The following is a 22,866-nucleotide window of genomic DNA, read 5'->3' as shown; positions in this document are numbered from 1 at the left end:
CTTGCCTTTCGTATTTGCCGCCCAGTTCCTCAAATAATGATTTTGCCATTGTCTGTTACCTCCACATTCTTTTTTATTTTGAATGTCCGCAAAATCCGTCCTACATCAGACGGCTTCCACGGACAGTCAAGGTGATGGAGGGCAATGAGCCTGTCCTGTACGTTGGTACCAGCACCGAGTTTTGGAGTGGAACCCATAAGGATTCTCACCTGCCCGGCCCGTACCTTTGCAAACAAATCTGCTTTCTTTGTCTCCGTGTTGTATTCATGGATAAACGCAATCTCTTCTTTCGGGATTCCCCTGGCAACCAGTTTGTTTCGGACATCATCATATACATTGAAAGTCCCATCCCCTTTTGGAGTAGACAATAGTGATAGGTAAGAGTTTGATATTATCTCTCCCTTTTCCCCCACTCTAAACCGTGCATGAACCTTTCAGCTCACACGGCTTGCCATCAAGAATTGATGAATCAGCAGTTTAACAGCTCTCAACAAAAGCAAGGCTTCTAAGTTTCAACAGCTTATCTGACTGTTTCTTGTCAAGGTTTAACTTATCCATTTCCTCAGAGAATGTCTTTATGTCTTTAACATTTAACAATTCCTGTATCTTCCTGCATACGAGCAACAGGTTACTGTATTTGTCAGTGCCGCCTTGCTCCTTGGGAATCTTTTTAATACATATCACTTCGTCCGCTTCCATCTGCTTTCCTGTAACCGCACACTTTCCTTTCTGCGCTGAATACAGTGACAGCCTGTTATCATTAAATTCAATGGATTCTCCGTCAATCGGATTTCTCATTAAATTATGCAGGACTGCCATATCAACACCATCCAGCTTTTTGTGTACTAATTTTCTGCCTTCTTCCGTATATGAATTTGCCCCATATGCTTTCTGTATAGGATGGGAATGCCTCACATACCCTATCGGGGCAAGCGCAAGGTCATTCACATACCGCAGTTGGTCGCTTTTTCCGTATTTATCACGGATTACATTTGTGATATGAACCGGGATTTTGTTTCTCCTGACTTCTTTAGCCGTTTTAAGCCGTTGTCTCATTCTCGCTTTCAGGCTCTTTTGGACTGAAAAGGCGATTGGTCTGAAATCTGCACTGACTTTGGTCGCCATGCTGTAATAATCATGGACTCCTACCACAAACGAATTATACCTGCTCACTTCGGCGTAAATGCAATGCGCCTTGTTTGGTGGATACTCGATTGCATAAATCAGTTTTCTCAGTTCCTCTCTTATCTTTTCTATTGATTTTTCTCTGACATGGCTTTCCACTACATAGCGTGGCTCCCCTTTGTTGGCTTTATTTTTCCTTTTGCCACGGGGAATCACCTTCATTCTGAATCCAAGAAATTCAGAATATTTTTCTTTAAGATTGACAATCTTTGATTTTTCTGGGCTTATATCCAGTCCGAGGCGGTCTTTTAGCCACCCTTTTGTTGCATAGAACAGTTTTACTGCACTCCGATAACTACTCGTGAAAATCTTAAAATCATCGGCGTATCTTACACAGGTTATCTCCTTTAATCCACTTCTCCGCAATGACGCAAACTTATTCCCCCTGCACGGACTGCCGTTAGGGTTCCGACGGTCATTGAACGGATATTTGGATGGAAATTCCTCCCACTGGCTTGCAAGCCACCAGTCAAGTTCATTCAGCACCACGTTTGACAGCAGCGGGGAGATAATTCCGCCCTGTGGTGTTCCTTTTTCTGGAAATCCAATTCCTGCGACCTCGGCTTTGAGCATCGTCGATATAATAGAAATCAATTTCTTATCTCGTATGCCGAGCGTCCACAGTTGTTTTAACAACTTTCCATGATTCACGTTGTCGAAGAAGCCTTTAATGTCTATATCCACGACATAATGGAGATGGCTCATCTGCATATTTTTGTATGCCTGTGCGATCGCATTTCCTGTACTTCTGTTTGGTCTGAATCCATAACTGTGTTCGTGAAACTTCGCTTCACAGATAGGCTCCAAAACTTGTAGCACGCACTGTTGCACCAGCCGGTCCATAATTGTTGGAATCCCCAGAGGACGGACTTTTCCGTTACCTTTTGGTATTTCCACTCTGCGTACACTTTGCGGTCTGTACCATCTGAATTTTTCCTGTATCTTGTTTATTAACTGTTCGTCTGTTAATTTCTCAATGTCATTGATTGTCTTTCTGTCTGTTCCAGGTGTATGGCTCCCAGGATTTTTCTTCAAATTCCTGTACGCCATACGAATGTTCTCGGGCATAATAATAATCTCAATAAGGTTGCGGAATTCTTTTCCATCTTTGCTATCCTTGTACAGCCCGTCCTGAACAGCTTGAAAATCGTAATATTCAGCATGTCTCAGTTTTGCTTTCTTCAAAGCCCGTTTTCTTGCTGTCATAGTCGGCTCACTCCTTTCGGGTTCGCCTTTCTTAGTCCTACTCGAACCTATGATGTCTGTTAATAATGCTCCTTTCGTTTCATTCATCACATTCCTGACTACAGCCCGTCCCTCCACCGCTTACTTTTTTCACGGTTTCTAAATCCTGTTATCGCTAACGGACACGGTACCATGGCTGCTCTTTCCTCCCAGATTAAAAGAAGTTATGCCACACCTCTATTAATATAATAGCGACATGGTTTTCCCCCTTATGCTTCGCAGCGTGCAATCGCTCCACATCTGGGACTTTCTACGTTCCGATATTCCTATCTGTACATAATTCTTTTAGGCTGCCCTTTTTGCCAGTGCGCTTGACGGTGCCTGTAACACCGTAAGGTTTTTCATTGCGACCGCCTTACTCAACCCCACGCACACCACTTTCGTGGCAGCGGCATTTCTGCCGCTCTTTCTTCTTGACCTTTACATTCGGGTTTTTGTCAGTGGTAGTCAGCCACATCCTCGCCATGAGAATTTTATAGACCCCCGACCTATAGACCGCACCATCCACCTCTGGACAGCTTTCCACATCAGCATATAGCTTGTTTGGGCGGTTCTCAGCCGACTTCAACGTGCTGTGTCAGCTTTGGATATTGCACTCCATTGCCTCCAACGTAGTATTAGGTGAGCGTTTCAGGGCGTTACCCCGTCATTCCACTCGTCAGAATATCAGTTAGGGAAAACTCTGTTTCCCCGCTACTTTTACCTCCTCACAGGGCATTAGCCCCATTCATAGTTTATTTGTAGCAACGTATCGCTACACAGTCACAGAAGATCAGCTGTGTTGTCCGATCTGCTTTTCCCTCGTCCCATACCTGAAAAGCATTTTCCACACAGGTATTGACCTTGCTTTTTTCTGCATCCGGAAGGAGTTCATTTAATAGCCTCTGATCCAATGCACATTTTCTTCCGTCATTGGTAATCTTGAGCATGTTGTCCACCGTTGGATTCACAAGACCGGCTCTTACTTCTTCCGCACGTTCCGAAAAGGCACTGACCATTTCCTGCTGTTCTTCACTTGGTTTTAAGACTTCATTGATAAACTCTGCTTCCGGTACAGGAAGATTCAGCATATCCGATGTCTGAATATCCGCAGCTTCCTTAAAAATGGAGATCAGCTCTGGAAGATTAAAAAAACGGGCAAACCGTGTTTTCGCACGATAGCCCGTTCCTTCCGGTGATAATTCGATTGCGGTTACTGTCTCCCCAAATGTTGCCGCCCAGGAATCAAAGTGTCCCATACCCATACGCATGAGTGTGTCATACTGGAGATAACGCATGATAGTGTAAAGCTCGGTCATACTATTTGATACAGGAGTACCTGTAGCAAAGGTGATTCCTCTGCCGCCTGTCAGTTCATCCATATACCGGCATTTCATAAACATATCCGAACTTTTCTGTGCATCCGTCTGTGAGATACCCGCCACATTCCGCATTTTTGTATACAAAAAAAGGTTCTTAAAACTATGGCTCTCATCCACAAACAGCCGGTCTACACCCAACTGCTCAAAAGTTACCACATCATCCTTTCTGGTCTGGTCATTGAGTTTCTTCATCCTCGCCTGCAGACTCTTCTTTGTTTTTTCCAACTGCTTGATGGTATAATTCTGCCCTGCCTGATGTGCCGCTTCTTCAATGGAAAACGTAATATCTGCGATCTGATCTTCCAGCATGGCAATCTGCCGTTCTCTTGAAAGAGGGATTTTCTCAAACTGCGTATGGCCGATGATCACGGCATCATAATCCCCTGTCGCAATACGGGAACAGAACCGTTTTCGGTTTGCCGGCTCAAAGTCTTTCTTCGTTGCCACCAGGATATTTGCTCCCGGATAGAGACGTAGGAAATCACTGCCCCACTGCTCGGTCAGATGGTTTGGCACAACATAAAGATTCTTTTGTGAGAGTCCCAGCCGTTTTGATTCCATACCGGCTGCGATCATCTGGAACGTCTTTCCTGCTCCTACGCAATGAGCCAGTAACGTATTATTTCCATACAGCACATGAGCCACTGCGTTTTTCTGATGCGGCATCAAGGTGATCTCCGGGTTCATGCCGACAAACTGAATATGGCTTCCATCATATTCCCGTGGACGGATGCTGTTAAATCGTTCATTATAAATTTTACAGAGATCTTCCCGTCGGTGCAGGTCTTTAAATATCCACTCCTTAAATTCCTCTTTGATCAGCTCCTGCTTCTGCTGTGCCAGCATCGTTTCCTTCCGATTTAATTCCCGGTGTTCCCCATCGGCATCCTGTACCGTGTCATAAATCTTGGTATCTCTAAGGTTTAAGGCATCTTCCAAAAGGCGGTAGGCATTGGCTCTCTGTGTTCCATATGTGGAAGTAACAAGGGCATTTCCGTAGCTGTCCACATTTTTTCCCATAACATTCCACTGTCCGGTCACTTCGGCATACTGGACTTTGACCTTGCTCCCTACATAATATCTTGGTGTATGGAATGTTTCTGCCATGAACCGTGTAATGTAATCCTCGGAGATCCAGGTTGCCCCAAGTCTTGCTTCAATCTCTGATGCATCCAGATCTTTTGGCTGTACCTGCTCCAAATACTGCACATTCACCTGATATTCCGGGTGATCTTCTGCAAACTGTTTTGCGATCTGCAGTTTCTCCCTCACATTTCCAGAAAGATATTCATCCGACGGCTCCCATTTTTCACTGATCGGGTTCTTAAAGATTATCCCTGCCAGTTCTTCGGTAAGCTCCTTTTCTGTTTTCCCGGAAAGCTGTGCCATATAGGAAAGGTCAACGCCTGCCCTCTCACCAATAGAAACCGCAAATGCTTCACTGGCAGTATCTACAGAAGTTACCGTTTCTGCCCTGCGGATTGTCCTTTTGGTAAAAATATCCGCTTTCCGTTTCAGTTCTCCTTTATCATCCAGAAATTCCAGGGATGTTAAAAGACAATAGCTGCTGTCCTGGCTAAATGCCCTTTTATTGGCATTACTGCTGAGCAGACCATATTTTGCGGTAAACGTATCGTATTCTTCATTGAGTTTCCCCTGAAGCTGTGTGATCTGCTCATCACTTCCCTCGGTCATCTGACACTGGATAAGGGCATTCGTTGCATCACGGATCTTTACCATACCTTTTACACGCTCGGTCGTTGCCGCCGGAAGTTCCATCCGGTTCATCACAGAGTTTTCCCGGTAATACACTTCCTCGTTGACCACTGTAAAGCTGAAATTCTTTACTTCTGGGTCTGCTGGAATGGACACCACATCTTCTTCCAGTTCGGTGTCGGAAAGTTCCAGTTCCGTAATGGTACCATGTATATGCTTTACTGCTTCCTTTAACTGCTCCTCTAAGGTGATTCCCTCTTTTGGTCTTACGGTTACTTCCTGCTTTCCATACTGGGTACTCTCCGTTGTAAACTCCCCAAGCACCATTTCCGGATGATCTGCAAAATACGCATTGACCGAATATCCTTCGGCAGTTTCCTTCAGATGTATCCAGTCCGGTTCCTCAATGGAAGCCCTGTCTCTTTTCTGGAAAAATAAAATATCGGAAACAACACCTGTATTGGCATTTCTCTGGAACGCATTATTGGGAAGGCGGATTGCCCCTAATAACTCTGCCCGGTTTGCAAGGTACTGTCTGACTGCCGGATTTTGTTTATCCATCGTTCCACTGGAAGTTACCACAGCCACTACACCGCCCGGACGGATCAGATCAAGGGATTTTGCAATAAAATAATCATGGATCAGAAAATGGTGGCGGTCATATCTGCGGTCACTGATCTGATATGCTCCAAATGGTACATTCCCTATCACGCAGTCAAAAAAGCTGTCCGGGTAATCTGTTTCCTCAAATCCCTGTATGGCAATCTTATTTTTCTGGTAAAGCTGCCTTGCAATCCTGCCGGAAACCGGGTCAAGCTCCACACCATACATCTTTGCCTTGTTCATACTCTCCGGGATCAGTCCCATAAAGTTACCAACACCACAGGACGGTTCCAGAATATTTCCCTGTTTCAGTCCCATATTTTCCAGTGCTTCATACATGCTTCGGATCACGGTCGGTGATGTATAAAAAGCATTTAAGGTCGATGCTCTTGCTGCACTGTATTCTTCCGGTGATAAGGTATTCTTTAACTCCAGATACTCATTTGTCCAACTACTGTTATTCTCTTCAAATGCCTGCGGGATGCCACCCCAGCCAACATAACGGGATAAAATTTCCTGTTCTTCGGGTGTTGCCAGACGTTCTTCCTGCTCCAGAGTCTGCAATAAATGGATGGCTTCCATATTTGCTTTATACTTTGCTTTCGGACCACCTGCTCCAAGGTCATTATCCTGAATCCGAAAGTTATGCGGTTCTGTTACAATCTCTTCTACTTCCGGTTTTAAATATGGTTGAAATTCTCCCTCATATCCAAACAGTTCATTTTCTCCGGGAATATAATTGCGTCCGGTTTCCAAACACCGAAACACATCGGCAGTTGGTGCATTGCTGACTGCATAAAAATCATCATAAGAATACTTTGGGAAATCTTCTGTATGGTAGGTCGATAAATGCAGTTCTGTATTGGAACGGGTCTGTGCAACCAGATCTTTTCCTTCTATTCCTTCCGGCAATACCCCTACTGCTTCAAAATGATACCCCTGATACTCAAAAACACCTTCATCCCAGGACTCCGCCAGTTCTTCTGCTGTTTTAACCGTTATCTCTTCTTCTGATTCCTTTTGTTCCTGTCCCTCAGAAGTTTCTGTTATTTCCTGTTCCTGATTTTCCGGAATATCTTCTTTGGCAGTAACCTCTTCCTCTTCTATTTCCTCCACATCTGACATATCTACTACGGTCGGTTCTGTCACTGCCTTCGTATCCAAGAAATCAAACATGGTCATCTGGTACCCGGATGGTTCCGCAAAAGACGGTTCTGCTTCCGGTGTCGGGAAAATCGTATAGGTTCCTTCTGCATACCGGTGAAGTTCTGAAAGAAGTTCTGTTTTCTGTTGGTAGTTTGTCCCATATGCCTCAAAATCTAATGGCAGAACTGCCAATGCTGCATCCATCTTCTGCAACAGTTCTTCTGTCTGCTCTGGGTTCTCTAAAACTGCCACCATTTCTTTTCCTGGTTTTTCCCAGAAGAAATCATCCGTAAATGGTCTGTCTATCTCTTCCGGAAGACGGTCATAAAAGCGTAGTACCTTGTTCGCCATCTGTTCCCGTTCATATTCCGGCATACGAGCATAATCTTCTGCCTGCAGGAACTGGTCATTCTTTATCAGATAAGCTACTCTATTTGCAACTTTATTCCAAGATAATAAAACTGACGTATATGGATTTCCATAAGCACCTCTTGCAAGAAACAATCCTTTTCCATCATAATTTGCGTGTGAATCATCCGCACCAGACAGTGCATGACTGCTTCCACCGATCCCATACTGTTCCTTGATAAAACCTGTCCTCGCTCTTTCATCCTCATGCAGCAAATAAAAGGAATATGTCCTGAGTCTGCCTTCGGAATACGCCCCACCTCTGACAAGAAATGCGTCGATCTCGTCTTGTGTAATGAACATCTGCTGTTCTTTCCATGCAAATCCCTCTCTTGCCTGGTATGGGATCACTTCATCTGCAAACTTCTGGAACTGTCTGGAGATATTGACCGGATTATAATGATGGAAACGCATAAGAGAGTTGTCCGTCTCATAGGCTTCTGCCAGTGCTTCCAGTCTTTCATTCAAATCCGAAAGCCACCCTGGATCTTGCAGTTTTTCAGTAAGATAATCCGTGATTTCCGGATAAATACTACGAAGATGCGGCAGATCTGCTTCATCAAAGACAATCTCTGCCACACCTTCTGCCATATCCCCTTTCATATAAGCAAGTGCCTGTGCGTGTTCCTTCAATGCGTTGTCCCTTGCCACATCCAATACAGACTGCGGGGCATATTCTCCCTGATTTAAAAGTTGATGGATACGTCTGCTGACATCTTTCCAGGATAAAAAGGCTTTATCCAAAATCTGGTCTGCCACCGTATGCCCGACTGCGATCTGCATCCCAGTTTCATCAAACCAGACGGAATACTCCCTTCCATCCATCTGAAAACCTTTGCCGCCTTTTCCATACTCACGCTTTACAAACTCCGTGTATTCTCCCGGTGACTGTTCAGATAGATAAGGTCATCCATCATTTCATCAGCCGTCACTTTTTCCTTTGTGTCCTTTTCCATTTTCAAAATCTCCTTTTCATTGTCTACACAGATTCTTTCTGCAAATATGCAGCAAGGTTCGCCGCTGCATCTCTCCATGTTTCTGTAATCTTCCATCTTGTAATCCTCCATGATTTCCAGGCAGAAAAATTGCCGGAAGTATTCCTCCGGCTCATCCTCTACTCTGTTTTATTTTGTTTCGTTTATTTCTTTAATCGTCCCGTTCTCCGATACCAAGTTTCTTACGCTTTTCCACCTCATCCGGCTTAGAAGTCATCAGGGCATACAGCATCAGGGAATTATCAAACTTATCCTTGAACGGGATAATGGTGCTGCCATAAAAGACCAGTCCCTCACCTTCCCCGCTGTTCGTTACATAAGAAAGCTGGTGAGGGGAAATGTTGAGCTGTTTTGCAAGGATCTGTCTGTCACCAGATGCCTGGTTGAGCATCAGGATAAAGTCCGAGTTTTATAGTGATAGGTAAGCCTCTGATATCATCTCGGGCTTTTCCCCCACTCCACACCGTGCATGCGACTTTCACCGCACACGGCGTTCCATCGGTTAGTATTTTTCATTGTCTAAACAATCAACCTTTGAATAGAATAAAAACTGTAGTAGTTGAAATAAGATTAAATAGGTTGCATGGAAGCCAACTCACGAAGGTGGTTAACCTTTATAAGCTGTTTGCTATCTAGCTGTAGTAAATCCATATATTTGTAAATAGTTTCCGCTTTTGAAGCATGAATGAGTTTATGTACGGAATTCTTTATGAGAATAAGATTCTCATAGGCATCCGTACCGCCTAAATGTCGGGGTAACTTATGATGGCAATGAATTTCCCCAACAGAGGAGAATTCGACACCTGTTATAGCACATTTTCCCCATTGGGCTGAGAAGAGAGATATTCGATTGTCTGCGTATTCCGCACTATTGGAATAGGCTGGTTGACGCATGAGAGCCAACATCATAGGGATGTTGATTCTCAGACAGTTGTGAATACCTTCTCGTCCTTCGGGAGTGTAATAATTCCAGCTCTTCTTACGGAAAAGCGGGTTTTTGTGCTGTGTGTATCCTATTGGATACACGGGCTCATTCGTACCAGCGACATATCGCATCATTTTGGATTTACCAAAACGGGCTTTTTCAAACTCCGTAAGCTCTCGCCCTGTTTTCACAAGGCGGTTGCCTGTGCGAGTGCTAAGCCTGTTTGTCAGCAAGGTCATGACTGTGCGGTTTAGGGAAGCACAATCATGATTAACATGTGTGGCGATACAGTAATAATTCTGCATGCCAGTAACCATACTGTTATAGAGTCTGATTTCCCCCTGTTCGCCATATATTTTGCGAGGGTGAACGATTCTCTTTGCCTGTTCTTTAAGCTTCTCCCTTTTGTGCTCGAGATTTTTATCTGCGATATGAGATATAACCACGAGTTTGTTGCCTTTTCTGTGAACTTTCATTTTGAATCCGAGAAAATCAGAGTAATGATTTCTTACATTGACAATCCTCGTTTTCTTTTCAGAAATTTCCAGTTTGAGCCTTTCTTTCAGCCACAGAGTGACTGCACATTTGGTGCGTTCAGCGGAGTCCTTTGTCCTACAAAAGATTCGAAAATCATCTGCATAGCGAACAATGAACATTTCCTTCAGGTTAGATTTCTTAGCCTGTCGAAAGCCGTTTTCAGGTCTAGCATTCCGTTTGCAAATCGGACACCATTGCCATTGACTTTCTACCCAGTGGTCTAATTCGTTAAGCACGATATTAGCCAGGAGTGGCGATATAATACCTCCCTGTGGGGTTCCTTTGTCGGGTGTGATAAAAGTCCCATCTTCCAGTTTGATTGGTGCTTTGAGAATTCGTCTTATGACAAATATCAGTTGCTTGTCATGAATACCCATAGCCCATATCTGTCGTATCAGCTTGGCATGATTCGCGTTATCAAAGAACCCTTTTATATCGAATTCAATGACATAGTGAAGATTGGCATGTTGAAGTAGCTGATAACTTCTTGCTATAGCGTTCTCAACCGAGTGGTTCGGTCTGAATCCATAGCTGTTTTTGCTGAACTTAGCCTCACAAACAGGTTCCAATACCTGTTTGATACATTGTTGAACAAGTCTATCCCATATACACGGAATCCCTAAGGGTCTCGTTTTACTTTTCTCATTCACTTCATCCTGCAATCACACCACGCCCTTTCTTCTTTCACTGCTGTCTTATCCTCATTTATCACATTGCTGCTCCTTTCCTCTCTTTTCTGCCAGTTTCATATATTCTTTTTCTGATTCTGCCCCCACTTTGATACAGCACCAAAGGACAAATCCATATACCAGAAATACTGCAGCTGCAGCAACGATCAATACTGTTTTTGTCATCTTCTTTTCTCCCTAATTCTTTTGAAATTTTATAAAAGGGCATCTATGAATCCTGTGTCCATAAATGCCCTCATCCATTACTAAGAAATCTTATAATCTCTTATTTCTTCTTTTTGCGAAGAATCACTGTTCCACCAAGACCAGCCATTCCAGCCCCTGCAAGCAGAATCCAGAACAGAATCGGTGTATTATCTCCTGTCTTTGGTGAAGTCGATTTCTTTGTTTCTTCTGTGGTTTTTGTCTCCGGTGTTGGTGTGGTTTCTGGTGTTTCCGTCGGTGTCTCTGTTGGAGTTTCCTCTGGTTTCGCCTCATCCTTCATCACAACCTTCTGGATTTCTCCAGTATCTTTGACCGTAAACTTCACATCTTCTGCAACCAGATAACCATCCGGTGCAGTTTCTTCACGGAGGATATATTCCCCGATTGGAAGCATCTCAATATAGTGTGGTTTTTTCTCAGATGTCCAGCTTTCTACGGTCTTTCCATCTTTATCAAGGATCGTCAGTTTCGCTCCTGGCAGCTCCTTACCGGAAATATCGGTCTTGGAAATCTGCACTTTTGTCACATCATCCTTCATTTCCACCTTCTGTACTTCACCGGTATCTTCCACCGTAAAAGTGATGCTCTCTGCTGTCACATAACCGTCCGCAGGAAGTGTTTCTGTCATGGTGTACTTCTTGCCAGCGGTCAGTTCTTTGATGATATGTGGTTCTTTACCAGAAGTCCATTCATCCACAGTGTTTCCACTCTCATCTGTAACTTTCAGTTTTGCTCCCTCAATCTCCTTTCCGTCTGTCAGGGATGTTTTGGTAAACTCTACGGTTGTCGGCTCATCTTCAAAAGTAAACACATAAGACAGTGTTTCCTTATCTGCCCCACCATATTCAAAAGTAAATTCCTGTACCTGGTCTGTTGTCGCAAATCCCGGTGCCGGAGAAGTTTCTTTCACATAGTAGGTATAGCCAAGTGGCAGATCTGCCGTAAAGGTCAGTTTTCCTTCCTTATCCGTAGCCTGCTCCTCAATAACCGTATCCGCTTTCAAGATCACATCGCCCTTTGCATTGACAATATTTTCTTTATTGCACAGGGCAAATACAGCCCCTTCCAGTACACGGTCGGAATCTTTTTCTTTCTTTAACACGTTTACTTCTGCTCTCTGGCGTTTGTTCTGCCAGTCAGCAGAATAAGTAACAACTGCGGTATTCTGGTCACGGTAAGTCAGATCCACTTCACGAGCTTCTCCATCCAGGACATATCCATTTGCTGTCTCTTTCTCTTTGACACAGTATTTGCCAAGAGGAAGGTCTGTCAGTTTCGCCACTCCTGTTTCATCCGTCGTGATTGTTGCTACCAGTGCATCCTTTTTGTAATAATCTTCACTCTCACCATCCGCCGCTTTTATATCTTCTAAGGCATAAACCTCAAAAGTAACGTCTTTCAGGGAACCGGAAAGATATTCAAACAGATGCTTCATCCATCCGCCAATGGAATCCAGTGCAGATATTTTCTCCAGGAACTCACCTTTTTTATTGATGATAAGTGTTCCGGTTGGCACTGCATCTTTCATCTCTACCTTCTGGATTTCAGCAGTATCGTCCACAGTAAAGGAAACTTCTTCCGCCATCAGATAGCCATAAGGAGCCATTTCTTCACGAAGAGTGTATGTCTCCCCGGCTGTGAGTCTTTCAATCAAGTGTTCCTCACCCTTTACAGACTTCCATGTATCTACCACATTTCCATCCTTATCAAGCACCGTAAGCGTTGCCCCGGAAAGTTCCACGCCTGTCGTAATATCGGACTTCGTAAAGGTTACTTTTGTCGGCTGGTTCTTAAATACAGATTCCAGCTCTACCATTTTCACATCCTGTCCCTGATATTTGGCAGTCACTTCCAAAGTCTCAAAAGAAGAGACATATCCTGCCGGAGCTGCAAGTTCTTTGATATAGTAAGTACTAAATGGAAGGTCAACGTCAAATACTGCCTTTCCATCTTCCCCACTGACTGCTTTTCCAAGTAAGGTATCTGCCTTCACAATCACTTCTTCATGTGCCAGAATATCTTCTTTTGCATAGATACCAAACTCTGCACCCGCCACAACCGTTTTTGTCTCTGCATCCTGTTTGACTACGGACACTTCCACTTTCTGGCGGTCATTCTCAAAGGTTGCTGTCTGCTCAATAACTGGTGTTTTCTGGTCTTTGTATTCAAATGTTACTGTCTGTGCTTCTTCATTTAACACAAAGCCCTCTGGTGCTGTCTTTTCAACAATCTTATAGGTTCCAAGTGGAAGGTCAGCGATCTGTGCCTTTCCATCCTTATCCGTGGTAACAGTTCCTACCAGTTCCCCAGAAGCATACTCCAGGATACGGTTTCCATTATCATCTTTCTGGAAATCTGCTGTATAAATATCTTCGGCAGCATATACCTCAAAGACTGCTCCCTCCAGAGTTTCTTTCTGATAAGTAAAGTCATCTTTATAACCATTTAAGACCTCACCCTGTTTTACGATGTTCAGTTCTCCCTTAACCGGATGATTCTCGTATGCAATCTCGATGATCACATCGCCGGAAGTTCCGTCCATCTGATATGCTGTATTGGAATCTACATTCACCTCATAGTAATTCTCATTGAGCGTATATCCATAAGGTGCGTTCACTTCCTCAATACGGTAATGTCCAATTTTCAGATTCTGTGGAAGGATTAAGTATCCCTGCTCATCTGTAAAATAAGATTTGTGTTTTACCGTCGTCGGATAGGTTGTTACCTGTTCCACATACTTTTCTGTATCCAGGTTAAAAATCTTAAACTCTGTATTCTTCTGAAGCACTGCTTTCTTTGTCTCATCGTCCTGTTTGATGATCTTCAGCTTTGCTTCAAACTCTTTGTCAAGCAGCACTCTCCATACCTGCGGTGTAGTCGGATGATTTTCCGTAATCTGCACGATGAAATCATTGACCGGAGTGTAATTATGTGGCGTGGTTGTTTCACGGACGATGTAAGTTCCATAAGGAAGTGCAATACTGCGGGCATACCCTTTCTCATCTGTAAAGATCTCTGTTGCACCATTTTCCCCGATCACTACCGGCTTGACAGAATCAAAGTCATAGCTGCCATCTTCTTTTACTGTTAGGGATGATACCAGATAAGCGGTAAATCCTGCACCTTTCAGTAAATCGGCATCTGTCTTTCCGTTGTTCGCTGCCTTGATAATCTCAAATGGCTGCTTCATCACCTGTTCCAGAGACAGACAGTCACGCTTCACTTCCGCTACAAGATCACCCTCGTAGTTGCAGACCAGATCATGTTCTTCTTCATCTGCCAGGTAACCCGTTGGCGGAGTAATCTCTTTTACATAGTAATTACCAAGGTATAATCCATCTACGGAAGCCTGTCCATTCTTATCTGTTGTGAGAGTGGCAACCTGCTCGCCTGCTTTGTAGATCACACCAGTTGCTCCATCCGGATGGACAATATCCTCACGGGCATACAGTCCATAGACTGCCTTTTCTAAAGTAGCATCTCCCTGTGGAACAGCCTTCTTTGTTTCTTTGTCCTGCTTCTGTAAGGAAATCTTTGCTATCACACGCTCGTTTCTGAAGGTATGCTTAAATGTCAGTTTCGCTTCCTTATCGTTTGTATAAGAAAAAGTAAACGTATAGACATCATCCGCATTTCTCAGATAGCCTTCCGGAGCCTGTACTTCCTTTACATCATAGGAAAATCCCAGCGGCAGGTCTGCGGTAAACTTCGCCATTCCATCATTTCCAGTTGTCACTTTCTCAATCAGAGTGCCTTTCTTTACAACAACCGTTCCATCTGCATTTTTAATGTCACTGGCTGCATAAAGTCCAAAAATTCCTCCATCCAGAGGATTTTCTGTATCCTTATCCTGCTTTGTCACAATCACTTCTGCTTTCTGTCTGTCATTCGTAAAGGTTGTCTCAGAAAAAACAACATCTACATTCTGTCCTGCATAAGAAAGAGTGACAGACTTTTCTTCCCCGGCATTATAAAATCCGGTCGGAGCCTGTTTTTCTTTGACGATATATGTACCAAGATGCAGGTTTTTCAGAATGACTGCCCCATTCGAGTCTGTTGTCAGATTCTCTTTGACCAGATCACCCTTGCTGTAAACCTTGGCACCATAAGCAGTTTTAATATCTGCCCCGGCATACACATCATAAATCGCACCTTTCTGTCTGCGTTTCTCATACTTAAATGTTGTTCCATTCTCGGTGACATCTGCACCTGTCAGAACCTGACCTTCTTTATAAACAGTCAGCTGGCCCATCTGTTCTTCATCCGGAACAGTCACAGTTGCTGTTTTGCTGACTTCCAGTTTTACGTTGTAGGCAGTTGCATTGATACGGTATCCTGTCGGAGCTGTAATCTCTTTCAGATATACGGTATTCTGTGTCTTAATGATCTGTACGGACGCTTCCCCATTCGCATCAGTTGCCGGTAACTTTGTGATTAAATTTGTACAGTTTGCATCACTGTATAAACCAAACACGGCACCTGCCAGCTTTGCGTCTGCTTTTGCATCTTTTTTAATCACCTTAACACTTGCGTACTGTACCCATGTTACTTTGAAGTCCACATATTTTTCATCATCAACACCTTCACCAAATACCAGTGCCAGGTCCTGTGAACCAGATCCGGTACTGATCTTATACGCAGAATAATCTTTTGTTACACTGCCTTTCATTTACACGCAGCACATACCGTTGTCTTTCCTTTGGTTTTTTACCACGCATCTTTTATTCTCCCTTCTGAAGCACTCCGATCAGTCTGCCTGCATTTCTTCTCATTTTCTGCTTTGCCTGTGAAATACATTTTGATACTGCTGGTTCTGTAATTCCAAACACCCGTGACACTTCTCTTTGTGTCCGCTGCTGAAAATAAATTTGATGGATCACCTGTCTCTGCCGGTCAGTCAGCAGATCCATGAATTCTCCAATAGCTTCTTCTATAATCAGTTTTTCAAGTACATTCTGCCTTTTGTCCACCAATTCGCACCAGCCTTCTGAAATATGGCTATATGAAATGCAATTATTATGTTCTCGTACCTCCCTGTTCCTGCACAGCCGATCTTCACCTTCTAATATCAACCGCACATACCAGGGCTGATTATCAAAAAAATCTTCCTTAACAACTGTTATTTTTCTTCCTGCTTCATATACATAATCTCGACAGGTAAATAAAGGAAAAACCGTTCCATAATCACCTGCACAATAGAAAACATATCCTGTCTGATACGCAATAATTTCCGCACCATCTATCAGTCTCTGCTTTACAACTGCCACATCGTTTTCTCTTAAATACCTGGCGGATGGAACCTTTCTTCTTTCTTCCCTGTTACCTACAACCTGTTTCAATTCCTGCAATGTCAGCATAATTACCACCCTTCTGCCTGCTGGCAACAGGTGCCCATCAGCAGAAAGGATAGGATTATTACTGATCTACTGGCAAAAGGGCAGTAAAAAACAGCTTCCGGCACACCCGTTTTTTTTAACGAGAGCCTGAAACTTCCTTACTGCCCTTTCTGCTAATTTACAGCAGCCTCTATTTTATTTTCCGTCTGATGTCCCGGTCAGACTTCTTTGCATTTCTTTCTGTTTTTATGTTCTTTTCATTTTCCATCAAAACAGAATAGTCTCCCATTGCATCATAGGGACACTGCTTCCGATAGATTAAATTTTCTTGTCTGGTCATCAATCCTGTCTCCCTTCCTTGTTTCTGTCTCTTTCTCTCTGTTTGCTATTTTAACAGCACAAAAAACTATTATCCTTAGCATATATGGGGAGTTTTTTTGTTTTACACCCCATATATGGTGAAATTTCACCTGTACTCATTAAAACTTTCTATCAGTGAATCTATTGTCTGCATGATAATTTTCTGCTCTTTCCATTCCATCTTCTGAATACGATAAAATACTTCCTCAAACTGCTTTCTTTTTTCTGCATCGTCCCTCTCTTTTCCCATCAGGATATTGGCATCTGTTTCCAGGATCTCAATCATCTTCCTGAAAATCTCAACAGACATTGCCGTTTGCCCTCCTTCTATCCTGCTGACCGTATTGACACTGATACCTGCTTTTTCCGCAAAAGATTCCTGTGACAACTTCATTTCCTGCCTGCGTTTTCTGATCCGTTCTCCCAATTCAATAAGTTCTGTGGAAATTGCACGATTGCTCAATACGGTGTCTCCTTTCCTGCAATTTATCCCAGCTTTACGACATTGTGTCGCAAAGTTTCCAGAAAAAAAGCAGCTAATTTTGTCTTAGCTGCTTTTCAAAAGATCTATTTCATTTTATTCTCGGTATTTTATGTATTCCTGTAATAACTGTGAGCAAGAAAACACTAAGATAAATGATTGCCTGTCCAACCATTGCCAGAAGAACGACACTTCCTATCAATCCTCCGATCAGAAAATTCATTATCCATACTGCCAGTGTTCCTCCAAGGTCAAACCCTCTTGGAACCATCCAGACACACATTTTTCCAATTCCGAATGGTATCCCCATCAGTAGCAACAGCAATAAATAATTGCACTTCCCATCCTGGATACAAAGCGGTCTCAGCACTGCAAACAATACAACAATCACCAGTGCTGGAACAATAACTTTTTTTATCATATTTCTCATGTTCCTTTATCCTCCATACATATCGTGATTAACCTCTGCCTGATAATAGCTGTTTATCGTTGCCGGGGCATTATACAGGGCAGTCAAAAGATATGCTTTAATGTTTCCAACCTTGGTCGTATTTCGATTCAGACAAAACAGCACATATTCGATATGTGAATAATTCAGCTTCATAAACCTGCTTTTCACCAAAGCAACTGGCTTTTCTGTCCCTGCGATCCGAATCATACTGTCCTCCGGCATCATCATAACTTCAATCATCAGTTCTACCAGTTCATCCACATCTTCTTTGGCATGATATTGATAATCTATGTTTTCATGAATCACTTCACGATATGCCCGCATCTCCTCCATCACATCTCTTTTCTTTTTCAGATTGCCTGATATGATTGGATAGGATTGATTTATCTCAGTTTCACTAATATCAGTCTTGTTAATATCAGTATTATTAGATTGTGATTTCGGATATTCTGGTTTTGTGATTTCCACTATTCTTGAATGATGATTTTCACAATTTTGGAATTGTGATTCTGGAAATTCTTGATTTGTGGTTTTCATCATTCCTGAATTGTGATTTTCACCATTCTGTAATTGTGATTCCACACAATCCTGAATTGTGGATTTCACTACTCCTGAATGATGATTTTCACAATTCAGAAAAGTGCCTGTTTTTTCCCTATTCTCAGCTTCTGATTGCAGATTTGCACATTCTTCATGGTTTCCCTGCTCAGATTGCAGATCTGCACATTTTCTATAATTTTTCTGCTCTGATTGCAAATCTGCACAGCTATCCATCGGCTTTTGGTCTGGCACTTCTCTGAGCATAAAATTTTTCACATAAATAACATTAGGCTTTCCCAGACCCAGACGTTTCTTTTCAATCAGTCCAATCCCATTATTACTGTCCAACTCTTTTACCAGCTTCACTGCCTTTTGGGTTCCACAGTTCATCAGCTCTGCAATTTCTTCCACCGTGAAAATAATATATACTCTGTCCTCTGAATCCAGCCATCGGTTCTTAATGCTCAGGCTCATACGGTCCAGCATCAGACCGTATAATACCTTTGCTTCACAAGAAAGAGCTTTAAAGCATGGTTCTGTAAACAGCACTTTCGGGACACGATAAAAGCTATATTGTTCCGCTTCCATTCCCGTAAAATAATCAAACTGTATCTTCTGCATCTGCTACTCCTTCTCTGTTTTGTTTCCATTTATCCAAAAGCATAAAAATAACTTCTTCTATCTGTTCTTTAGAATATGTCTCTGGAAAATAATTGCCGATTCTTTTTGCCGGAATGGTTACATTGATTTTACTGTTTTCTTTTTTCAATAAAACGGCATAGATATAACCCTGATTTAATTTTCCATTTGCACTGCATTCCTTTAATTGTTCTGCCTGTTGTTTTGTCGGAAAGATATTACTGTTGACAATTCCTTCCAGAAGCCATTCCTGTTCCTGTGGTTTCAGATAAGACAATTTTTCTCCCACTATCATAGGGATTTTATTATCGTCCACATATTCCAATAATCCATCTGATAATGAAGCCAGACGGATATATCTCTGCACAGTTCTTCCACTGTCCCCGGCTGTTTCACCAACCATATCTGCCGTATATTTTTCACCTTTACTTCCCTGGTGCTTCATAGCATCATATTTCATCTTATAGGCATGGGCCTTTTCACTTGGCAGAATATTTTCACGCTGAATGTTGGAATCGACCATAATTATGACAGCTTCATCATCTGTATAGTTTCGGACAAGGACCGGCATAGTTGTTTTGCCACACAGTTCACAGCCTCTTTTTCTCCTGTGACCTGAAATCAGTTCATATCCACCTTCTGATCGGGGTCTTACCAGAGCAGGATTTAAAACACCGTAGTTTTTAATACTCTCTACTGTCTCAGCCATTTTTTCATCATCGCTTACATGAAATGGATGATTTTTGAAAGGATAGAGCTTTTCCAGTTCTATTTCCACAACCTGGTTCATACTCTTTTCCGGTGATTCTTCTAATCCCAGTAACTCATCATAAGAGGTAAGCTGAATCTCTTTTTTCGGTCTACGCATGTTTCAACACCTCCTGAACCAGTTCTCTGTAACTGTCTGCCCCTTTGCTTTTTCCATCATAAGCAAATATACTTACACCTTCAGATGCTGTTTCTGCAAGACTTTCCGTTCTCGGAATCGTCTGCTCAAAAATCTTAATGTCATTTCCATATGTAGTTTTAATTGCCTGTTTGTTTCTCTTTGCATTATTGTAACGGCAATTATCCATTGTGAACAAAATACCTTCTATCTGCAATTCCGGATTAAACCTCTGATGGATTCCTTTTACCACTTTCAGTAATTCCATAAGTCCATCCGCCGCATAATATTGTGGCTGTACCGGAATCAGAACGCTGTCCGCTGCACTCAACGCATTGATTGTCAGCATTCCCAATGATGGCATACAGTCAATCAGAATATAATCATATTCATCTTTCAATAGTTCCAGATACTCTTTCAGTACTTTTTCCCTATCCTCAACAGTAAATAAGGACATATCCATTCCGGCAAGCAATTTATTGGACGGAATCAGATCCATCCCTTCTTCATGGTGCAAGACTGCTTCCTTTGGATCAAACTCCAGTCCCATGATGATATTTTCCATCATACTCTTTAAAGTCACTTTGAGATTTTTGGGAAATCCCATTCCCATTGTCAGATGTCCCTGCGGATCTGCATCTACCAGCACTACTTTTTTCCCATTCTTTGTCAGTCCGGCTCCCAGATTGATGGTTGTCGTTGTTTTGGCTACTCCGCCCTTCTGATTTGCAATAGCAATTACTTTACACATATACCTTCCTCCGATTTACTGTTTTTCTTCTACTTCTACATAAACACGAAAATATTTACTTGTTCCTTTATTTGCATAAGCATCAGATACTTCCAGGACATCCAATTCCTTATGATTTTCCAAAATACGTCGAAACCATTGAATGTCCCTCAAAGTACCCTGTAATCTAATTTTCAGCATATATATCCTCCCAGTCTTTGTAAAAGCAATACTCTGGATAACGGATTTTAATAGCTTCCCAGAAATACCGGGCATATCCACAGCAAAACAGATCCTCTACGGTATAACACTGACATTCTTTCAACTGATCTTCTTCTGCTTCGTAATCTCCGACGCTTGGTGTTCCATTACAATACAGGTTAAATGCCATACGGACAATTCGTAAACTTCCACTGGTCTGCCACCCTTCCTGCAGGCATTCCGTTTTTACACATCCAGTTTTAAAATTATAGATTTTATTCACATTATCTCTTGTGTCTCTGTCGATACCCAGGCAATAAATCAAAGCCCGATGGTAGACATCCTGATATCTGCATTTTTTCAGATATTCCTCATAAAATTTTTCGTGTTCCCTGCTCTTGAAAGTAATTGTGCGAGAATTGCTATTCTCTGCTCTTAACGCTGTGTTTGTCATTTTCGTTTTCCTCCTGAATTTTTAATATTTTGGTATAAAAAAGACACTCCATTTCTGGAATGCCCTATAAAAAATAGGGACACCCGCTTTTGACAAGTATCCCTATAATCTATCAATAATCTGATAGCTCTCTATTCATTTTCATATTCAAGATTCTTTGTGTTCCCCGTCCCGAGGTCTAACGCAACAACAACGGTTACTTTCTTCACAAGGCTCTTTTCTTTGTGATTTTCACCTATTTTTCTGAAACTGAAAAACTCCACAAAGTGCGTAAATTCAAGGATTTCTACATATTTTTCCTTTGTAGCAACACCGCAGTCTCCACATGAACAGTTTCGCAGAACTGATCTACGCTGCATGCCTTTTCAAGTTCGTATCCTGCTGCGAGGAATGCAGGAAGATCGCGTGCGAGGCTGGTGGCTTTGCAGGAGATGTAGACGATGTGGTCTACGCCGTAGGAGAGAATCTTCGGCAGAGCCTTTGGATGGATACCGTCTCTTGGTGGATCGAGGATGATTACGTCTGGTTTCTCGGTGAGGTCATCGAGGACTTTGAGGACGTCTCCGGCTATGAATTTGCAGTTGGTTAAGTTGTTCAGCACTGCATTCTGTTTGGCTGCTTCCACTGCTTCTTCTACAATTTCCACACCAATCACTTCATCTGCTACGGATGCTGCGAGCTGAGCAATAGTTCCGGTTCCACTGTAGAGATCAAAGACTACTTTATCTTTAGTGTCTCCGATATATTTGCGGACTACGGAATAGAGCACTTCTGCTGCCAGTGAGTTAGGCTGGAAGAATGAGAATGTGCTGATCTTGAATCGCAGTCCCAGAAGAGTTTCATAGAAGTAATCCTGTCCGTAAAGAATGCGGGTTTCATCGCTCTGTACCACATCAGAAAGAGAGTCGTTAATGATGTGCATGATTCCGACGATTTTTCCCTCAAGCGGAAGTGCCAGAAGTTCTTCTTTCAGTGGCTGCAGGTCATGTTCTTCCTGACTGGTAGTGATCACATGTACCAGGATTTCTCCTGTGGTTACGCCACGGCGGAGAAGCAGGTGTCGCAGATAGCCTGTGTGCTGCATCTTTTTATAATAGGAAACATTTCGTTTCAGGAAAAATTCATGGACGCAGGTCAGGATTTTTGTCATATCTTCATGTACAAGTTTGCAGTCATTTGCGGTAAGTACGTCATAGGTGCTGCCTTTCTTATGCAGGCCAAGTGTGAGCGGACCATCTTTGTATGCATCTCCAAAGGAGAATTCCATTTTGTTGCGGTATCTGAATTCGATCGGGCTTCCGTGGATTCCTTCCCACTGGTAGTCTGCACCGTTTAATGCGCCTTCCAACAGGTCACGGACCTGGCGCTCTTTCATTGCAAGCTGGTTCTCATAGGACATAGTCTGATACATACACCCCCCGCATTCCGGGAAAATGCTGCAGACTGTTTCTCTTGTTTCAAGCGGAGATTTCTCCAGAACTTCCAGAAGCCGTCCTTCTGCGCGGCCGGAGCGTTTCTTGTTGATCATGAAACGGACTTTCTGTCCCGGCATGCCGTTCTTTACTGTGACCTTCTGGTCGTTTACCATTACGATTCCTTTATTTGGAAAATCTACTTTTTCAATTACTCCTTCGTAAATTTCACCTTTTTTCATATATCCTCCTGTATTTCTCTCTATTTTCAAAAGTTCGATACAAGCTGTATCATTTACTTAAAATTCTCAATATAAATAAGCATAAGCGGATGAAACAAAGCATCCTCTTCACGGCCTGAT

At 42.7% G+C, this 22,866-nt stretch carries 15 protein-coding genes and 3 pseudogenes; all 18 read right to left on the bottom strand.

The genetic code is table 11. The features are described 5' to 3' along the window. Positions 1 to 29: 29 nt before the first annotated feature. Positions 30 to 368: pseudogene (locus tag KQI87_RS11430) on the bottom strand (hypothetical protein); the annotation flags it as partial. Positions 369 to 477: 109 nt separating this feature from the next. Beyond that, on the bottom strand, positions 478 to 2,391 hold the full coding sequence (gene ltrA / locus KQI87_RS11425) for a group II intron reverse transcriptase/maturase (RefSeq protein ID WP_216460252.1): 1,914 nt from the start codon (positions 2,389 to 2,391) through the stop codon (positions 478 to 480). Between the two features lie 800 nt (positions 2,392 to 3,191). Beyond that, a pseudogene (locus tag KQI87_RS11420) lies at positions 3,192 to 8,567 on the bottom strand (DEAD/DEAH box helicase family protein); the annotation flags it as partial. Beyond that, on the bottom strand, positions 8,525 to 8,716 hold the full coding sequence (locus KQI87_RS11415; protein WP_216460254.1) for a hypothetical protein: 192 nt from the start codon (positions 8,714 to 8,716) through the stop codon (positions 8,525 to 8,527). The pseudogene KQI87_RS11420 and the gene KQI87_RS11415, both read right to left, overlap by 43 nt. 94 nt (positions 8,717 to 8,810) lie before the next feature. Continuing rightward, positions 8,811 to 9,068, bottom strand: a pseudogene (locus KQI87_RS11410) (VirB4-like conjugal transfer ATPase, CD1110 family); the annotation flags it as partial. 161 nt (positions 9,069 to 9,229) lie between these two features. After that, the gene (locus KQI87_RS11405; RefSeq protein ID WP_330655798.1) at positions 9,230 to 10,771 is read right to left on the bottom strand and encodes a group II intron reverse transcriptase; all 1,542 of its coding nucleotides are present in this window, start codon (positions 10,769 to 10,771) and stop codon (positions 9,230 to 9,232) included. Positions 10,772 to 10,822: 51 nt separating this feature from the next. Next, positions 10,823 to 10,975, bottom strand: coding sequence for a hypothetical protein (locus KQI87_RS11400; RefSeq protein ID WP_004612794.1), 153 nt, complete (start codon positions 10,973 to 10,975; stop codon positions 10,823 to 10,825). A gap of 100 nt (positions 10,976 to 11,075) precedes the next feature. After that, positions 11,076 to 15,644 (bottom strand): MSCRAMM family protein, encoded by a 4,569-nt coding sequence (locus KQI87_RS11395; RefSeq protein ID WP_334300740.1) that lies wholly within the window; start codon positions 15,642 to 15,644, stop codon positions 11,076 to 11,078. A gap of 91 nt (positions 15,645 to 15,735) precedes the next feature. Next, entirely contained in the window at positions 15,736 to 16,371 is a 636-nt protein-coding gene (locus KQI87_RS11390) for a sigma-70 family RNA polymerase sigma factor (RefSeq protein ID WP_004612797.1), read from the bottom strand. Between the two features lie 169 nt (positions 16,372 to 16,540). Further along, positions 16,541 to 16,690 carry a hypothetical protein gene (locus tag KQI87_RS11385; protein ID WP_004612798.1) on the bottom strand — a complete coding sequence of 50 codons (150 nt, stop codon included), beginning with the start codon at positions 16,688 to 16,690 and terminating at the stop codon, positions 16,541 to 16,543. Between the two features lie 126 nt (positions 16,691 to 16,816). Beyond that, positions 16,817 to 17,173 (bottom strand): helix-turn-helix domain-containing protein, encoded by a 357-nt coding sequence (locus tag KQI87_RS11380; RefSeq protein WP_083864366.1) that lies wholly within the window; start codon positions 17,171 to 17,173, stop codon positions 16,817 to 16,819. 109 nt (positions 17,174 to 17,282) lie between these two features. Continuing rightward, on the bottom strand, positions 17,283 to 17,621 hold the full coding sequence (locus KQI87_RS11375; protein WP_117494604.1) for a DUF6050 family protein: 339 nt from the start codon (positions 17,619 to 17,621) through the stop codon (positions 17,283 to 17,285). A 6-nt stretch (positions 17,622 to 17,627) separates the two neighbouring features. After that, positions 17,628 to 18,803, bottom strand: a complete 1,176-nt coding sequence (locus KQI87_RS11370) for a DUF6017 domain-containing protein (protein ID WP_117548359.1) — start codon at positions 18,801 to 18,803, stop codon at positions 17,628 to 17,630. Beyond that, positions 18,784 to 19,689, bottom strand: coding sequence for a ParB/RepB/Spo0J family partition protein (locus tag KQI87_RS11365; protein WP_117548358.1), 906 nt, complete (start codon positions 19,687 to 19,689; stop codon positions 18,784 to 18,786). Before KQI87_RS11365 ends, KQI87_RS11370 begins: the two co-directional genes overlap by 20 nt. After that, entirely contained in the window at positions 19,682 to 20,458 is a 777-nt protein-coding gene (locus KQI87_RS11360) for a ParA family protein (RefSeq protein WP_096241086.1), read from the bottom strand. The genes KQI87_RS11365 and KQI87_RS11360 overlap by 8 nt, the downstream gene beginning before the upstream one ends. Before the next feature lie 15 nt (positions 20,459 to 20,473). After that, entirely contained in the window at positions 20,474 to 20,638 is a 165-nt protein-coding gene (locus KQI87_RS11355) for a hypothetical protein (RefSeq protein WP_166462287.1), read from the bottom strand. Next, entirely contained in the window at positions 20,625 to 21,092 is a 468-nt protein-coding gene (locus KQI87_RS11350) for a DUF6075 family protein (protein WP_117548357.1), read from the bottom strand. Before KQI87_RS11350 ends, KQI87_RS11355 begins: the two co-directional genes overlap by 14 nt. Positions 21,093 to 21,378: 286 nt before the next feature. Continuing rightward, entirely contained in the window at positions 21,379 to 22,746 is a 1,368-nt protein-coding gene (gene rlmD, locus KQI87_RS11345) for a 23S rRNA (uracil(1939)-C(5))-methyltransferase RlmD (protein ID WP_216460251.1), read from the bottom strand. Positions 22,747 to 22,866: the final 120 nt, after the last annotated feature.

It is taken from the genome of Blautia sp. MSJ-9, from assembly GCF_018919065.1.
Classification (GTDB): Bacteria; Bacillota; Clostridia; order Lachnospirales; family Lachnospiraceae; genus Blautia_A.
Note: the sequence above shows the minus strand (reverse complement) of the source record. Positions and strands in the feature narration are given on the sequence as shown.

Excerpts from the sequence above, each read along its gene's own strand:
- ltrA (WP_216460252.1), bottom strand. The coding sequence starts at position 2,391 with ATGACAGCAAGAAAACGGGCTTTGAAGAAAGCAAAACTGAGACATGCT.
- KQI87_RS11415 (WP_216460254.1), bottom strand. The coding sequence starts at position 8,716 with ATGGAAGATTACAGAAACATGGAGAGATGCAGCGGCGAACCTTGCTGC.
- KQI87_RS11400 (WP_004612794.1), bottom strand. The coding sequence starts at position 10,975 with ATGACAAAAACAGTATTGATCGTTGCTGCAGCTGCAGTATTTCTGGTA.
- KQI87_RS11390 (WP_004612797.1), bottom strand. The coding sequence starts at position 16,371 with ATGCTGACATTGCAGGAATTGAAACAGGTTGTAGGTAACAGGGAAGAA.
- KQI87_RS11385 (WP_004612798.1), bottom strand. The coding sequence starts at position 16,690 with ATGACCAGACAAGAAAATTTAATCTATCGGAAGCAGTGTCCCTATGAT.
- KQI87_RS11375 (WP_117494604.1), bottom strand. The coding sequence starts at position 17,621 with ATGAGAAATATGATAAAAAAAGTTATTGTTCCAGCACTGGTGATTGTT.
- KQI87_RS11370 (WP_117548359.1), bottom strand. The coding sequence starts at position 18,803 with ATGCAGAAGATACAGTTTGATTATTTTACGGGAATGGAAGCGGAACAA.
- KQI87_RS11365 (WP_117548358.1), bottom strand. The coding sequence starts at position 19,689 with ATGCGTAGACCGAAAAAAGAGATTCAGCTTACCTCTTATGATGAGTTA.
- KQI87_RS11360 (WP_096241086.1), bottom strand. The coding sequence starts at position 20,458 with ATGTGTAAAGTAATTGCTATTGCAAATCAGAAGGGCGGAGTAGCCAAA.
- KQI87_RS11355 (WP_166462287.1), bottom strand. The coding sequence starts at position 20,638 with ATGCTGAAAATTAGATTACAGGGTACTTTGAGGGACATTCAATGGTTT.
- KQI87_RS11350 (WP_117548357.1), bottom strand. The coding sequence starts at position 21,092 with ATGACAAACACAGCGTTAAGAGCAGAGAATAGCAATTCTCGCACAATT.
- rlmD (WP_216460251.1), bottom strand. The coding sequence starts at position 22,746 with ATGAAAAAAGGTGAAATTTACGAAGGAGTAATTGAAAAAGTAGATTTT.